This is a genomic window from Chloroflexus sp. (genome assembly GCF_034432675.1).
Taxonomy (GTDB): Bacteria; Chloroflexota; Chloroflexia; order Chloroflexales; family Chloroflexaceae; genus Chloroflexus.
Map to the genome: position 1 here is coordinate 15,512 of NZ_DAOUBI010000061.1, position 15,929 is coordinate 31,440.

At 56.6% G+C, this 15,929-nt stretch carries 12 protein-coding genes; 9 read left to right on the forward strand and 3 right to left on the reverse strand.

The genetic code is table 11. From position 1 onward, the window contains the following. Positions 1-158 precede the first annotated feature (158 nt). A complete protein-coding gene (locus VAE55_RS04960; RefSeq protein WP_322814698.1) occupies positions 159-1,538 on the forward strand; it encodes an LCP family protein in 1,380 nt (459 codons plus the stop codon). 201 nt (positions 1,539-1,739) lie between these two features. On the opposite strand, the gene VAE55_RS04965 is transcribed toward VAE55_RS04960, so the two are convergent. Next, positions 1,740-2,978: an MFS transporter gene (locus VAE55_RS04965; protein ID WP_322814699.1), complete on the reverse strand. Its 1,239-nt coding sequence runs from the start codon at positions 2,976-2,978 to the stop codon at positions 1,740-1,742. Beyond that, positions 2,975-4,363, reverse strand: coding sequence for a GH1 family beta-glucosidase (locus VAE55_RS04970; RefSeq protein WP_322814700.1), 1,389 nt, complete (start codon positions 4,361-4,363; stop codon positions 2,975-2,977). The genes VAE55_RS04965 and VAE55_RS04970 overlap by 4 nt, the downstream gene beginning before the upstream one ends. 640 nt (positions 4,364-5,003) lie before the next feature. Between VAE55_RS04970 and VAE55_RS04975 the strand changes: the two genes are divergently transcribed. From VAE55_RS04975 to VAE55_RS04995, 5 genes are all read left to right on the forward strand, one after another. After that, on the forward strand, positions 5,004-5,282 hold the full coding sequence (locus tag VAE55_RS04975; RefSeq protein WP_322814701.1) for a WXG100 family type VII secretion target: 279 nt from the start codon (positions 5,004-5,006) through the stop codon (positions 5,280-5,282). Positions 5,283-5,411: 129 nt separating this feature from the next. Further along, positions 5,412-6,206 carry a hypothetical protein gene (locus VAE55_RS04980; protein WP_322814702.1) on the forward strand — a complete coding sequence of 265 codons (795 nt, stop codon included), beginning with the start codon at positions 5,412-5,414 and terminating at the stop codon, positions 6,204-6,206. A 3-nt stretch (positions 6,207-6,209) separates the two neighbouring features. Next, a complete protein-coding gene (locus tag VAE55_RS04985) occupies positions 6,210-8,225 on the forward strand; it encodes a hypothetical protein (RefSeq protein WP_322814703.1) in 2,016 nt (671 codons plus the stop codon). 56 nt (positions 8,226-8,281) lie between these two features. Next, positions 8,282-8,608 carry a hypothetical protein gene (locus tag VAE55_RS04990; protein WP_012257417.1) on the forward strand — a complete coding sequence of 109 codons (327 nt, stop codon included), beginning with the start codon at positions 8,282-8,284 and terminating at the stop codon, positions 8,606-8,608. Further along, complete coding sequence (locus VAE55_RS04995; RefSeq protein WP_322814704.1) at positions 8,595-12,359, forward strand: FtsK/SpoIIIE domain-containing protein; 3,765 nt, start codon at positions 8,595-8,597, stop codon at positions 12,357-12,359. The genes VAE55_RS04990 and VAE55_RS04995 overlap by 14 nt, the downstream gene beginning before the upstream one ends. A gap of 532 nt (positions 12,360-12,891) precedes the next feature. Here VAE55_RS04995 and VAE55_RS05000 read toward each other — a convergent pair. Next, complete coding sequence (locus VAE55_RS05000; RefSeq protein WP_322814705.1) at positions 12,892-13,728, reverse strand: DMT family transporter; 837 nt, start codon at positions 13,726-13,728, stop codon at positions 12,892-12,894. Positions 13,729-13,790: 62 nt separating this feature from the next. Here VAE55_RS05000 and VAE55_RS05005 point away from each other — a divergent pair, with 62 nt between their 5' ends. The 3 genes from VAE55_RS05005 (at position 13,791) to VAE55_RS05015 (ending at position 15,802) form a co-directional block, all read left to right on the forward strand. Further along, on the forward strand, positions 13,791-13,994 hold the full coding sequence (locus tag VAE55_RS05005; protein WP_322814706.1) for a hypothetical protein: 204 nt from the start codon (positions 13,791-13,793) through the stop codon (positions 13,992-13,994). A 166-nt stretch (positions 13,995-14,160) separates the two neighbouring features. Next, positions 14,161-14,529, forward strand: a complete 369-nt coding sequence (locus VAE55_RS05010) for a hypothetical protein (RefSeq protein WP_322814707.1) — start codon at positions 14,161-14,163, stop codon at positions 14,527-14,529. Positions 14,530-14,620: 91 nt separating this feature from the next. Then, positions 14,621-15,802 carry an acetyl-CoA C-acetyltransferase gene (locus tag VAE55_RS05015; protein WP_322814708.1) on the forward strand — a complete coding sequence of 394 codons (1,182 nt, stop codon included), beginning with the start codon at positions 14,621-14,623 and terminating at the stop codon, positions 15,800-15,802. Positions 15,803-15,929: the final 127 nt, after the last annotated feature.

Here is a 15,929-nt window from a genome sequence, read left to right on the forward strand (position 1 = left end):
CACGTTCTTTATCATAGCAGATGAACAGGCAAAATGGTATACTGGGTAGTACAAATTGTAAAAAGGTTTTATTGATCAAATATAGCTGCTACGTAATATGGTCTCCTTGCCAATAGTGATTACCGAACATTGCCAATCGGTGATCAAGTGACTTACGTATGACATGCAGTGAAGCACGTGCGCTTCTGGCAGCCGGTATTCGTCCCGGCACTGCTTCGAGAACCCGATTACACTTGAAAGCTCACCTTGATCATTGTTCTGCCTGTCGTGCTCTGCTTGATCAGACTGACCACGATCTCTTACTAAACTTATTGACCAAACCACTCGTTCCTGAGCAATCACCGTCACCACGACCCTGGTTACGGTATGTGCTGGTTGTGCTCCTGGCACTCTTCGCCGGCTGGTTAGGCTTCCAGACCGGCCGGGTGGTTTGGGCAGCGATGACTATCCGGCAGAATCTGGAAGTGATGCGGTTGCCGACAATGGTAGCCACACCGACGCCGGCGATGTCGGTGGTAGCATTTACCCCTCTCTCATCACCACAGCCGTTGAATGTTATCCAACCGACGTCGGTCATTCCGACTGCAGTGTCGGCTGACATTACGCCGGCGATCACACCAACATCCATTGTGCGCGACGTAACCATTGCGGCTTCAGCGACACCTATTCGCTTGCCGGGGATTGATGGCCGGGTGCCGGTGCCGACCTTGATGCCAACAGCGGGGATCAACCTACTATCGAATGATGTTATCCATATCCTGCTGTTGGGGAGTGATCGGCGTCCCGGTGAAGGATGGGCGACCCGGGCCGATGCCATCATGGTGGTACGGATCGAGATGACGACGCGCCGGGTGGCTTTGCTCTCGTTGCCGCGTGATTTGATCGTTGAGATCCCTGGCTACGGGTATGGGCGGATCAACAGTGCCACCGTGTACGGCGAGCAGAATCCGGCCATTGGCGGTGCTGAGTTGGCCAGGCGTACTGTTTCTCAGCTTCTTGGATTACCCATCGATCACGTCGTATGGGCCGACTTTACCGGTTTTATGGCCGCGGTTGATGCAATCGGTGGCATTGAAGTTGAGCTGGCGCAGCCGATCTATGACCCCCTGTATCCCACGATGGATTATGGCGTGACATCGGTTTACTTTCCAGCGGGAAAACAGTGGCTTGATGGTGCTCAGGCGTTGATTTTGAGCCGGACACGCCACGCTGATAGCGCTTATGCCCGTGAGGTGCGCCAGCAGATGATTTTGCTAGCGATTGCCCGACGGATTCGCGAACAAGACCCCGTTCGTCAGGTTGAGCTGGCTGCACACGTTACCACTGCTCTACGTCCGCACATCCGAACCGATCTCAGTGCAGATGATCTCCTGGGACTGGTCTGGTCGTTGCGGGATGTCAACCTGGCAAGTGTTGAGCGCTTTGCGTTGGACACAGATGGTGTGTTCGAGGGGATAATCGAGGGTGATCCATATGCACTAACACCCCGTCCTGGAGCGATTGAAGCCCTGGTACAGGCATTTGTGCGCGGGAAGTAATACCTCACATATCTCATCTCCCAAAGGTTAAGGTCTCAAGCTAACAACTAACGATCCCAGTATCACGTTAAGAGGATCGTCAAAGATGATTGGTGGGACTGTGGTGCCGTAACAGGTGATGCATAGACTGGTGGGAGAGTCACAGGCACGCCTCAACCATCTCTCTCACTACGATCACCTCGTGGATCACAAGGTCGCCTGCTAACCCTTCCCGATCACAAAGATGACAGCATTAACCAACACCGCCGCCGTGTAACAGAGTGCAGCAATGAGGAAAATAGGAGCAAACCCGGCGCGGCTTTGCAATTCGGCGCTTATCGTCGGGCCGGCAATGTAGCCAACTGTCGCTGCTGCCCGGATCATGCCGATGATGGTGGGGTGGTGATGGGCCGGGGCCTTGGCGAGCGCCTGTGCATCAAACAGTGGCGTTGCCATATTCATCAACATGCCACGCACCATCGCTATTGCTGCTGCCACTGGTAGCGATGGTGCGAAGGCCAGCGCGATCAGGCACGGTATCGCCAGGGCTTGCGTGAGCACCACCCCGGCCATCCTGCCCACCCGCCTTGCCAGGTGCGGGCCTGCCAGTGTTGCCAGACCGGTAGCCAGATTGATCAATGCCAGAATCAGGCCGATCATGGCATCGCCGACGGTGAAACGTTGGCGAAAAAACAAGCCTAGGTAAGGTATGAAGAGGGCTGCACCCAGGGAAATTAACAACGGCCCTGGTACGAACGCCAGGCCATATCGCATGGCCTGCCAGAGGTCGCTTATCTGGCTGCGCCTGGTACCGGTGGGGACTGTTGGTGGAGGACGTACCGGCAAACCCAGGAGCGGCACTCCGGCCAGCATCACCAGGACAACACCTGATACGGCGTTCAGCCGATAGGCGGTCAGCGCATCGCCTTCAACCGGCAAGAGTCGCCACACCGTTGTCAGTGATCCGCTTAGCAGACTACCGAGACCATTGATGATCAGACTGAGTGCGGCGCTGCGAGCAAACAGACGATCAGGGCCGTTAGCGCCACCCAGTTGCATCATGAGTGGTGGCCCGGCCAGCGTAAATAAGACACTGGCCGGGCCGCTCAGGGCCACGCATCCCAGCAACAGCCACGCCGTCAATGGGGAGAGGGCTGATGCCGGTGGTGCGAGTGATAATCCCAGCAGTGCCAGGCTGTGCAGCAGGCAACCGCCGATCATTGCCGGTCGCGCTCCTATCTGCCGCACAAGCTGCCACAGAAAGGGGCTGATCAATCCACCGGCCAGCACCGATACACTGTTGAGTAAACCGATCAAGGCCAGATCACCTGCAAATAGTATGGAGAGTCGATAGGTGGTATAGCCGAGATCGGCATACGCGATGGTCGCAAATAACCATCCTACCGTCAGGCCGGCGGTCAGCATGCCGATTGTTGCGAGGTAGCGTTGATCGGCGTTCATGATGGCTCGTTACCGAACAGACCATTGCGAGCGATAATGTCACGGTAGACATATGCGCTGCGCTTCCACACACGCCTCTGCGTGGCGTAGTCGGTATAGATGATGCCGAAGCGCTTGCTGTAGCCCTTTGCCCACTCAAAATTGTCGAGCAGTGTCCAGACGAAATAGCCACGCAGGTCAATCCCTGCAGCGATTGCTCGCCTGCATGCCTCGATATGAGCCTGCAAATAGGCCACACGTTGCGGGTCTTCAACAACCTGATCGTTGGGGTCGGGTGCCGGATCGTCAAACGCCGCACCATTTTCAGTGATGTACAGCGGCAGAGAGGTGTACGAACGTGCTTTCTGCAATGCCTCAACGATGCAGTCAGGATAAATCTCCCACCCCATCGCCGTCTTCGGCAGCGGTCCTGGTACCTGTTTTGCCATAGTAAACGGCTCCCGCCAGGTAAAGGCATTGAGCAAGCGGGTGTACGTATTGATACCAAGAAAATCGATAGGCTGACCGATAATCTCAAAATCACCCGGCTGAATCGGTACAAACACCAGCCGGCGGGCAAAGTGATCGATTATATCAGCGGGATAACGCCGACAGAAGAGCGGCTCTAAAAACAGCCGATTCATAATCCCATCGATCTGCTGCGCTGCTTTCTGATCAGCAATCCGTTGGCTGGCCGGATACTGCGGCCAAATCATCAACACAATCCCAATCTGAGGCGATGGCATATCACTGCGCACCGCCTGGGGGCGGGCGGCGCGAAAGGCACTGACCGCCAGGCCATGTGATAACAGTAAGTGATGCACGACAGCCAGCACCTGCCACGGCACACGCTTTCCCGGTGCATTCTCGCCATTGCCGTAGCCGTAAAATGCCTGAATGAATGGCTCATTATGCGTCGCCCATAAGGCCACTTCACCGCCAATGGTGCGGAAGAGGTAATCGGCATATTCGGCGAAACGCAGTGCTGTGTCGCGCTGTGTCCAGCCACCACGGTCTTCAAGGGCTTGCGGCAGATCCCAGTGGTAAAGGGTAGCCACAGGGAGAATATGTCTTCGGTGCAGACCATCAATGAGCCGCCGGTAGAAATCGAGACCGCGCTGATTGGGCTGGCCAGAGCCGGTTGGGAAGATACGCGGCCACGATATGCTGAACCGGTACGCTTTTAACCCTAATGCTGCCATGTGATCGAGGTCTTCTTCATAGCGATGGTAATGGTCACAGGCAATGTCACCGGTATCGCCGTTAGCAATAACACCAGGTCGCCGGACAAAGCGATCCCAAATACTCTCGCCCTTGCCGTCTTCATTCCAGGCTCCCTCGATCTGATACGCCGCCGTTGCTGCACCCCAAAGAAAATCAGATGGAAAACGGATGTCGTTGCTCATAAGTTGTCAACCGTCACTTCAATGTGCAGAATACTCTGCGAGGAACGTGATGGCAACTGGCTGCCCGCTGGTAGCATACCACCAAATCGTAGCGATTGCAGCTTGCGGTAACGCGAGTTAGAGCCTGTGATGTACGTGATAGTAAACGCTCTTCATCCAGAGAACCAACTCCACGAAATGATATTCCTGCCACATTCGGAGTATCAGGGTTGTGTGGCTACGCATTACCCATAACTCGGATGATGCATAGACCGCGCAAGCGGGAGAAGGGCCGGGGGCGAGGGTATTCAGGCGTCCTCAAGACTTATCTCTTCTATCCGTTCCTGAACTTGCCAGCGGCTAGAGCCGGGCACAGGCTATACACCAATGACCACCCCATTCCCGTAATCAGGACAAGCCTGGTGAAACCCGCCTGTTTTTCTCCCTATTGCCTATTTTCTCCCTCCTATGGCCACACCCGTCATCAGAAATAGCCCAGGGAAACCCACCTGCGCTTCTCCCTATTTCCTATGTCCTATGCCCTATTTTCTCCCTCCTATCACCCCAATTTTGATGAATTTTTCCTTTCCCGCGTACCTTTTGGCCCCTTTTTACGGTTCTATATATGCAGCCGTTCTTTAATCTTGCAAAGGAGGATACCATGAGCGACCGCGTACTCTCGACCGTTACCGCCCGCGAAGCTATTGAGCGTTTCCAGCGCATTGTGCAGGGGCCGCTGTTGCAGCAAATTAACGATTTGAATCGCGAGGGACAGTTGCTCTCGGACCCCAACAACTGGGATGGTCGTCTGGCCGCTCAGTTTCGCTCGCACTGGGCGGAGACGCATCAGAAGTTGCTTGCAATTCGCGATGCACTTGAGGATCTGCGTCGGCAGGTAGCCCAGATCAATCAGAACATCATGCAGGCCGGTGGTCAGTAAGCGCTAGAACCTCACTCCGGTGAGAGGCTGTCAAGTTTATGTGCGCTCCTGGGTCGGCCTCTCACCGGCTTACCTCCCAATTGGTTGTGCCGATATATGACCTGAACAAGAAGGAAACTGGAGCAGCGTATGTCACTTACCTTTCAGATCAGCCATGCCGAGCTACTTTTGTTGCTTGGTCTACTCGAATTGCCCCGGCCTTTTGCGCTGGGGCCGAGTGTGTTGCCGGAGCGACCGGTGCTTGAAGGTGTACTCAGTGCGGCAGTTGGCAGTCTGGCAGCGCGTGACCTGTTGAAATTACCGGCCCAGCCTGATCACCTACCGACCCCTGATGCCGATCTGGCGACGTTGTTGCGTACAGTGGCGCTCGCCGATAGTCTGATGATTGTCGCCAGCGGGCCACCCACACGCCTTAGCCATATCAGTCGCGCCGGCGCGAACTTTGTGTTGCATTCCAGTCCAGCGCCAGACGTACATCGCTTTGCCGCACTTCCCGGTGCCGGGCATGTTATCGATACGATGCTGGCCATGGTGATGCCGGAGAACATTCCTGAACCGGTCAGTACAGAGCCGCTCATGCTGGATGGCGAGGGATTGTTGACCGCGTTCAATGCCCTGCAACACGATGATCTTGATACCGCAGCACGTGTGTTTCAACGGCACGGCTATACTCCGGCGAAGGTGCGTCCGCTGATTGAGATGATTGGCCCCCAACCAACCCGCCACGCGCTGGCGGCGATCCGACAGTTGCGTCAGCCTGACTCAGAAGCTCGTGGGGCAATCATCGTTGCCGGACGGTATGGGGGCTGGTGGGTTGCGCCGGCATCTGATCGGGATGATCTGCTGGCGTTGTGGCCGACTGGTGGTCCGGGGTTGCGGGCAAAAATGAGTGAGTTTGGAGCCTGGATCTGTGAGGCTGCATAAGTCATGAATACCGTTGCTGCTATTCCAGAGCATTTACGGCGCTTCGCGGTGGTAACAACCACCAGTCATGATCGTTTACACGCGGAAGCCGGGCGACTGGCCAATACCTTGCATTACTTCTCCGGCCAGTGTCGTGAATATACGGTTCCGCACATTAACGGCCTCAGCGATGCCTTGTTTGCGCATTGCCGGGCGATTAACGAGATGGTTGAGTGGGTGCGCACAACCGCTGACCGCCTCGAAGCGGCTGATCGGGGGACACTCCGGCGCCCCTCTTTTTGGGATGTAAGCACCGTCGCGCTCACCACATTCGGGACGGTTGCCCTGCGTCGTCTGACCTCGCTCAATGGGCCAGTGTTTGATATTGGAGCACGGGTAGCGTTTCGGGTGATATGGCAACTCCGCTCTTCACCATCGCTATCCCCCCATCACAAGACCGTGTTACGAGTGGCTGCCTGCCTGGCAGCAGGCTGGATGGTACAGAAGATGCCGCCTGTTCACCGCTGGTGGCTCAATCTGCTCTGGCCCGGCTCGCGTACACTGGCAGTGCAGTCGTTCTTCTGGCGGGTATCTATCTACGCTCCGCTTCTGCTTCCCTTGCAGCCGTTGCCGATAGCGATCCATCTGCTGGTGAGCACGTACCGCTTTGAGGCGGTTATTCACCATCTTCAGCAGGTCGAACGTGAGCTTGCGCCATCGCTGCGGACACTGGGATGGATGATGGTGTGGGAACCTGCACTCTTCCGGTCAATTGTACACAGGCAGATCGCTGAGGTTACGCTTCGTACATCCGCTTTCGCTGCCGATCTGCTCTGGCAGCACTGGCAGCGACAGGTTCGCTACCATCTGACGCAACTGAGGCCATTTATTCCCAGCCAGGCCCAGATGTGGCGTCTGCTCAGTCAGAGTATGATTTTGAACACGGATGTGATGTTACGGATGGGCTTCCAACAGCAATTTCTGACAATCTTTTTGGCACAGTTCGGCGCTGTTGCAGGAATCAGTGCTGCTCCTCGTCTACCGGAAATTATCCAAAGTCCGACAGACATTCTGGCGCTCACCGAGAGCGGCTTCTGGATTGATGCGTTTCAGTACCTTACCCTTGCCGAAATACGGGAACTGGCCGCGAATCTGGAACAAATCGATGCTGGCCTCAGAAGGGATCTTCGGCTTGGTCTATCGATCCGTCCTGCTGAAGGCTCGGAGGCCGAACCTGACAGTCAGGCAGCAGTCACCGACGTGTTTCCACCGCTGGAGGATCAGACCAACTCACAGCAACCGTACCGGGTATCTCCAGCGGCATTGCAGGCAAATGCCCACGGCTTGATTAGCTCTTATTATGGCGAGGAGGTGCGGGCGGCTCAGGTAGGGAAGAACGAGTTTGCAATCGGCATCAATGGTCTCAGTCTCAGAAACATGTCTGTTGGCACCAATGGTCTGGTTTCGGTGATCGATACCGCAGCGGGCAAAGAATATATCGAGCAGAACCAGTATTATCAGGTGGTTATCGGGCGTGTCTTGCGTTTGATCAACGAATTGCCGGAAGGCAGTACACTCCATCTAACCGGGCACAGTATGGGTGGTGGGATGTGTATTCTGCTGAGCAATGATCCGCGAGTGCAGGCAGCTCTGGCGCAGCGCAATATTCAGTTAGCCAGTGTGACCACTCTGGGGGCCGTGCGTCCGCAGGGAGAATGGGACGATGTGCCACCTGTGATCAACGGTCAACCGGTGACTGTACGTCACTACGTTGACAGCGATGACAAACTGGCATTGTCGGTTGGGGCAGGGCACGAGGATGAGCAGTATCGCGATGTTGTATACATGCTAGACAATAACCGCATCAATCAGCCGATGATTGTTCATAGTGCCTATCAAGATGCCGACTATACCCAATTACCGGAAACTGCCCAAACGCTGCCGTTTACGGTTGATCCGACCCACTTCCGCCTGATAGAGATACCGCCACTGCCATTTGAAGAAGTTGATGTGGTGGTAGACCGTTGTGGGCGTGAATGATTCTGATCTGGGATTGTGTTGTGACGTAGTTCGAGTTATCCCACAAGGAGGTGCCTATGTCGGGACGCCCCGATGTTTGGTGGAACTGGCGGGCATCTGATGATGCTATCGGTGCGCTGCGACGCATGGCGGCTGTGCTTGATGAAGAGACCGGGCAACGCGCACGGGCTGCTGCCGAATTGCTCGCCGCCTGGCAAGGTCCACGCCAGGAGGAATGGGCTTTGCGGCAGGCTTCCCTGCAGGTTACCGCCACGAGCTTGCGTGATCGCTGTTTACAGGCGGCACAGGCGATTGCTCAGGCCAGTGCCCGGGCACGGGCCGAGCAAGATCGGATCAACCGTGAACGCTCATTACAGCAGGTGATGCACAATGCCGGACAGTAACTTTAATCGGCCACCCCGTCTCCGCCCGCGTTGGAGCGTGGAAACGATTGATTTACCTGCACCACCACCGCCGCCATCGCCACGTCCAAACACGGTCTGGTTGCAGGCACTCCTTCCGATCATCGCTGCGCTCTTGTTTGGGGCCACAGCGCTGATCGGGTACGGATCGTGGCTGGCAGCGGTGCCGGCGCTGGTACTGGCAGTACTGAGTGGTGGTGTAACCCTGTTTCACGAACATGATACGGCGCGCCGGCAGGCACAGACCTACGCTGAACAGCAGGCAGTCTTTATCGATCGGCTCGCCATGGCCCGGTCGCGTCTGCGTCGCCTGCACGAGGAGGAGCGGGCAGCCCGGCGTTATCTAGCCCCCGATCCGGTGGAGTTGTTACGGATTGCCGGCGCCGATGAGCGGTCGCGATCACCCGAACCGCGATTGTGGGAACGGCGCCTGAGTGATGACGATGCGCTTGAACTGCGGGTGGGTTGCGGCACGCTGCCGGCGTCGGCGCGGGCTGTGGTTGCGTCCGGTGCACCGGCTGACCGGCGGATCGATCAGGTCATCGCCGAGTATGCCAGCCTCCATCAGGTACCGGTGTGCATTCCACTGCTCCAGCTTGGCTCACTCGGCATTGCCGGGCCACGTCCGGCAGTATTGGGGCTTGCCTACGCTATGCTCACCCAGGCTGCGGTGTTGCACGCGCCAACTGAATTGCGGATTGGTGTGATTGCCGGCCTCGCCACTGCTGCCGACTGGCAGTGGATTGCTCGCTTGCCGCACTGTCAGGCTCCCGATGCAACCTCAGTTGCTCGATCATTGATTGCAACCGAACCACAGGCTACCGAGTCGCTGTTAACCTGTCTGCTCGATGAACTTAGTCGTCGCCGTGAATTGCCCACAAATTATCAGGTGCCGTTTTTAATCGTTGTGGATAGTGCAACCCTCATCACAACGCACACTGCACTCGGTCAGTTGTTACGTGATGGTGGTGCCCATCGCTTCATCGTTGTTGTATTAACCGATGACTGGTCGCACATTCCTGAGCATTGTGCGGCAATGGTTGAAGTTGATCAACGCATGGGGCGGTGGACGCGGGCCGGTGAGGCGTGGCCGGTAACCCCATTCCAGCCCGATCTGCTTGATCGCCGCGAGGTTGAACGGTTAGCCGCTCGTCTGGCAACCGTGCGTCTCAATGAGATCGGTGCCGGTCATCATCTACCGCGCCAGGTACGCCTCCTTGATCTGCTAGCGACGCTGCTTCCAGACGACCAGCCTGTAACCGTGCGCTGGCAGCAACTACCTGCAATGTCCTGGCATGATGATGTGCCAATTGGGGCATTGAGTGAAGGGAAGCCGTGCTATCTCAACCTCAACGAACAACAACATGGCCCGCACGGCATTATTGCCGGTGCCACTGGTTCCGGGAAAAGTGTCTTATTACAGACCATTATTACCGCTCTGGCAGTTACCCACGGCCCTGATCGGCTCAATCTTCTGTTAATCGATTTTAAAGGCGGAGCTGCGTTAGCGCCGTTTGCTGCCTGGCCGCATACAACAGGCTTTGTGACCGACCTTGATGGACGTTTGGCGGCACGTGCAATCGCTGCGATTAGCAGTGAGTTGCGCCGTCGCAAGGCTGTGTTACGCACAGTCGCCGAACGCTACGGGGTTCATATCGAAAATATCACCGACTATCGTGAGCTGGCCAATCGTCAGCGCCTGGAACCACTACCCAATTTGTTGATTGTGCTCGATGAGTTTGATGAAATGGTGCGCAGTTGTCCCGATTTTGTTAGCGCACTCGTGCGGGTAGTGAAACAGGGCCGTTCGCTGGGAGTGCATCTGCTGATTGCAACCCAACAACCGGCCCGCGTCGTCAGTGATGAGATTCGCAGCCAATTGAGTTACTTTATCGCACTCCGTTTGGGTAGCAGTGATGATAGCCGGGAGATGTTGCAACGGCCTGATGCCGCATTTTTGCCGTCGCAGTTGCCGGGCCGTGCTTACATGCGTAGTGGTAGTGATGTCCGATTGCTTCAGGTTGCGCGATTGAGTGGGCAGGCAAACGGGCTGGGCGATCTTGAACTCATTGGTCAGCGCCTCATCCACGCCGGTCGTGCTTATCTCGATCAGCTTAACTGGCAACCAACGCCGATCTGGCAACCACCACTTCCTTCCCGATTAACGCTAGATGTCCTGTCATCTGATCTGCACACCGTGATCGGTCTGCTTGATATACCGCAACAGAGTCGGCAAGCACCGCTCGTGATTGACTTGCGGGCCGGCCATGTAGCAGTATTTGGCGGACCGGCCAGTGGCAAGAGCACAACCCTGGCCCGAATCGTGCTTGAACTGGCGCGATGCCTTTCGCCAGACAATCTCTGGTGCTATATCATTGACGGTGATGGTCGTCTGTTAAGCCTGTTTGCCGACCTGCCGCATGTGGGTGCGCTAGTCCGCCCCTTCGAGCGCGAAGCCATGGTGTCACTCTTCCGCCAGCTCGAACATCAAGTACGTGAACGGCGTACGCGGATCGCTGCCGGTCAATCACCAGGTCCGGCGTTGCTGTTAGTGGTGGATCGTCTGGCCGCCGTGCGTGATGAGTTGCGCGATGCCGCCGGCGAAAGCGATCTATCCGATCTGGTTCGTCTGGCGCGGAATGGTCGTGATGCAGGTTTTCATCTGGTGGTCTCTGCGGATCGACCTGCCGACATTCCCTATCGCCTGGCTGCGCAGTTCACACAACGATTGGCGCTACGGCTGCCCGATCTCAACGATTATGCCGATGTCTTCGGGCTACGGCCTGCCATTCAGCTCCCACCCCACCTTCCCGGTCGTGGGTACTGGCTCCATCCCGATGAGGGTTTGCTAGAGGTGCAGGTTTCGTTGCCGGTGGGAAGCGGTGACAGCAGTGATAGCCGTGAACTGGCTCTTGCTATGCGCACGCAGATCGCAGCACTGGCTGCAACAACACGTAACACTGCTACGACGCTGCCACCACCGTTAGCCTTATTGCCAGAACAATTGCCATTCGCTCAACTGCCACCGTCCAGCTATCGCGATGCTACACTGCGCCTGTCCTGTGGTTGGGCTGCCGAACCGCCAGGGCCGGTGTATATCTGTCTGACCCCAGATGCACCTCATGCACTGGTCGTTGGGCCACGCCGCAGCGGGAAGAGCACAGCGCTCTGGACCATCGTGCGGAGTGCGCAAACGGTTGAGCCATCACTTCGCCTGGTGATCATTGATGGCCCACGACGCAGCCTGCGCCACGTGCAAACCCTGCCACAGACGGTACGCTATGTTGCTGATGAAGAGGGAATCGCAACCTTGAGCGCAGAACTGACCGGGTTGCGCCGCAATCCGACTGCTCGCCATCTCGTGATCATCGATGACTACCACCTATGTCGCGAACGCTGGCGTGACCACTTCACCCAAAGTTACAGTGCAACCCCAAACCTGTTCCAGCAACTCGTCGAACTGGCCCAAACCGGGAATGAGCCGTTTCATCTGATTGTTACTGCCGGGATCACGTATGCCGACGATCCACTGCTGCGTGCTCTGGACAGCAGTCGCAATGGTCTTGTCATCTGGCCGGGACGCTACGAGTCCGGGACACGGCTGCTCGGTCTGAATTTACCGCTCCCTGAACAATGTACCAGTGAGCAGCCTCCAGGCCGGGCAATCCTGATCGGCGGTGACGAGGAGCCGGTGTTGATCCAGTTGGCCGGTGAAGAGCATATCAAATCCTGAATCCAGCAGGTGCATACGTTGGGGATGATGCGAACGTGCTAATGCCTGGTAAGCGACAGCAGCAAACAAGCGTTCGGGATACAGAACTTCGATTCAGCACTGCGTGCGGAAGACTTCACGGTACGCAAATGAACGATTTTTATGTCAGTTATCTATAGAACTTATCTAACCCAGGTTGCTACCTTGGTTACCACAGAGGTACGGAGGACACAGAGGTGGGCATAACCGGAGCTGCCACCGTGAGGCGTGACGGAGCGTGTCTATGGGAACTGGCTCTACCCACATCGTTCCTACAGGTACGCTGCACGATGTTGTGCGCGGCGTTGTACTGTTATCCTAGCAGTCAGTCACATAGCCTGCTCACAGCATAGGTGGCAACTTGGGTTATTGTAAGAATATCTATCCCCTCCAACAAAACGGTTGCTAGCGACCTATGTTGAACGTGTGAGTCACAGTCGCTCACGGCAAGCTCACCAGCAACACACTATACTACAAGCAAGTTAAGTAGACAACGAAAAGAAGTCACAGTCGCTCACGGCAAGCTCACCAGCAACACACCAACCAGAATCCCGGCCACGCCGACCCACTGGCTATGTGCCAATCGCTCACGCAAAATCAGCCACGCCAGCACCACCGTAACCGCACTGAAAATCGAGGCCAACGCGGTCACGACGCTGACATACGCAGTGGCAATACCGGTATTGAAACTCAAAAATGCCACCGTATCGAGTGCACTGGCAGCGATAATCAAACCCAGATATTGACCGCTCAGGCGTGGGATTGGATGCCGGACGATCAGAATAATGACAATCCCGGCCAGCAACGTGAGCACGCGCCCGATAAGTACTGGCCACGCAATACCAAACGTTGCCGTAACATCACCGACGAGCCAGAAGAAAAACCCAAAACTCAGCGCAACCCCGATTGCCTCTGGCACACCCCGCAGATCGGCGCGTACCTTGCCCGGCCCACGTGAGACAGTCATCACCCCGACAATCACCAATCCCGTACCGGCAAGTGTTAGCAAGCCTATCTGTTCACCATCTAAAAACGCCAGCACCGCAGTGACTGCGGCAAAGCTGGCCGAGATCGGTGAGACAATGGCGAGCGTGCCAATGGCGAATGCTCGATAAAGCAACAGCGTACCGGTCAGGTTGAGCAGGTTCACGGCAATCGCAACCAGCCAGGCCAATCCCGGCGGTGGTAGTGGATCATAGCGAACTCCCAATACCAGCCCAATCGCCACAATCCCGCATAGTTGCGAACATACTATTGTCCATTGCCAGCCAATCTGGCGCGAGGCACGAGTAATCAAAAAATCACCTGTCCCCCAACCCAATGCTGCGATTAACCCGTAGATGATGCCCACAGCCTGTATCCTTACTTCATGGTGTCGTCATACCGGCACAGCGCTGTACCAGCAGAATGCATGTGTCGCATTTTGAAGCGAAGAAGCCACTCTTGCGCAACTATCGCTTGCCCAAAGCATTGCCGGATTTGCCGGAAACAATCGTTGCGATGCGTCCAGAGACATCACCGATTACGCCCACGAAAATAGCCGGCACGAAAGGCAAGAGCCGCCACAACGGCTACCAGCAGCAAAATAATGAGACACTCAGTGAAACCTATTGTTGACATATGCCTGGAGTATGTAACCGACGGGAGGTCCGTCATAATGCCAGTATACCGTATTTACCCTGCCATGCTGCCGGCAGTGATTGACACTGTTACACGACAGTGCAACTCCATCCACATCAGCCGCGTGCCGGCGAATGCGCATACCGTGCTACAATATCCCACCATGGAACGACTTTTTGCTTTACACAGCCGCTTACAGTTCACCATAACGCTGGTTATCGTCGTCAGCTTGATCTGGGCGTTGATTGTAGCCTGGCGCAATCGGGGCAGCATGCAGGCGCCACTCGGCATCTTGCAACTGCTCATTATTGCCCAGTCCGTGATAGGGTTGCTTCTCCTCTGGCAGGCTGATCTCTTCCGCATGGCGCTGCACGTAATCTACGGCGTGGTGGCCGTCGGCTTAATACCGGCCACCGCTGCCGCTCTGCGCGGGCGAACACCGCGTGAAGTGGGGCTGATCTGCGCAGGCATTCTGGTCATGCTATTGATCGTTGTGGGACGCTTGTATGAGACGGGTGTGGGAGGCTTCTAAGAGACACCTCAAGCTGCCTGTTATGAAACCCGTTATAATAGTCAACATCTTATAGAGTGTCACCAGTCTAAGCCAAACGAGGAAACAAACTATGGACGATGTCGTCATTGTTGGTGCAGCGCGTACCCCAATCGGGCGCTTCAACAGCGCCTACAGCGGATTGAGTGCCATCGATTTAGGTGCAGCCGCCGTACAAGCGGCTGTCCAACGGGCCGGAACTGAGGCGGACTCCATCGATGAATGCATTATGGGCTGCGTAGTCACTGCTGGCCTGGGACAATCACCGGCACGCCAGGCAGCCCTGCGTGCGGGCTTGCCACATACAATTGGCGGCCTGACCGTCAACAAGGTCTGTGGCAGTGGCCTCAAGGCAGTTATGATCGGCACCGCCCTGATCAAGGCCGGCGAAGCTGATGTCATTGTCGCCGGCGGTATGGAGCACATGAGTGGTGCGCCATACCTGCTTCCCCAGGCCCGCCACGGCTACCGGCTCGGCCACGGCCAGATCATCGACGCTGTCGTTCACGATGGTCTGTGGTGCGCTTTTGAGCATCATCACATGGGAGTGGCCGCTGAATGGATTGCGCACACCTTCAATGTCACTCGCGAACAGCAAGATGCTTACGCATTGCAATCACACCAACGCGCAGTAGCCGCTCAGGACAGCGGCGCCTTCCAGGCCGAAATTGCACCGGTAACCGTCCCAGGGCCGAAAGGCCAGGTCAATCTGGTGACGGCTGACGAAGGCCCCAGACGTGACACCTCGCTGGCTGCACTGGCAAAGCTCAAACCGGCATTTGTCACCGACGGCACCGTCACTGCCGGCAATGCCCCCGGCATTACCGACGGCGCGGCAGCAGTCGTACTGATGCGAGCCAGCCGGGCAGCCCAATTGGGGTTGCAACCCTTAGCCCGCATCGGCACAGCCGCCCAGGCCGCCGTCAAGCCGCTTGAACTCTTCACCGCACCGACGTTTGCCATCGAACGGCTGATGAAGCGGGCAGGCCGTACCCTCGACGACTACGACCTGTTCGAGATCAACGAAGCCTTTGCCGCACAGGTCATTGCGAACCTGCGTGCCCTGGCTCTCGATGCAGACCGGGTCAATGTCTACGGTGGCGCGATTGCCCTCGGCCATCCGATAGGAGCCAGCGGAGCACGTGTCCTGGTGACACTCATCTCAGCGTTACGCCAGCGCGGCGGCCAGCGCGGGATTGCCGCACTGTGTCTGGGAGGTGGTGAAGCGGTCGCCCTGGAAGTCGAGGTCGTCTAACCCAGGCCCGCCTCTGCCAGCCCTGCCGGTTATAGCTATGCATTACCCACAACTGGTGTCAACCACGTGCGTATCAGCGGGGATGATCGCTATGGGTGCTGTTGTGAGCGACTGGTCCGTTGGCAGA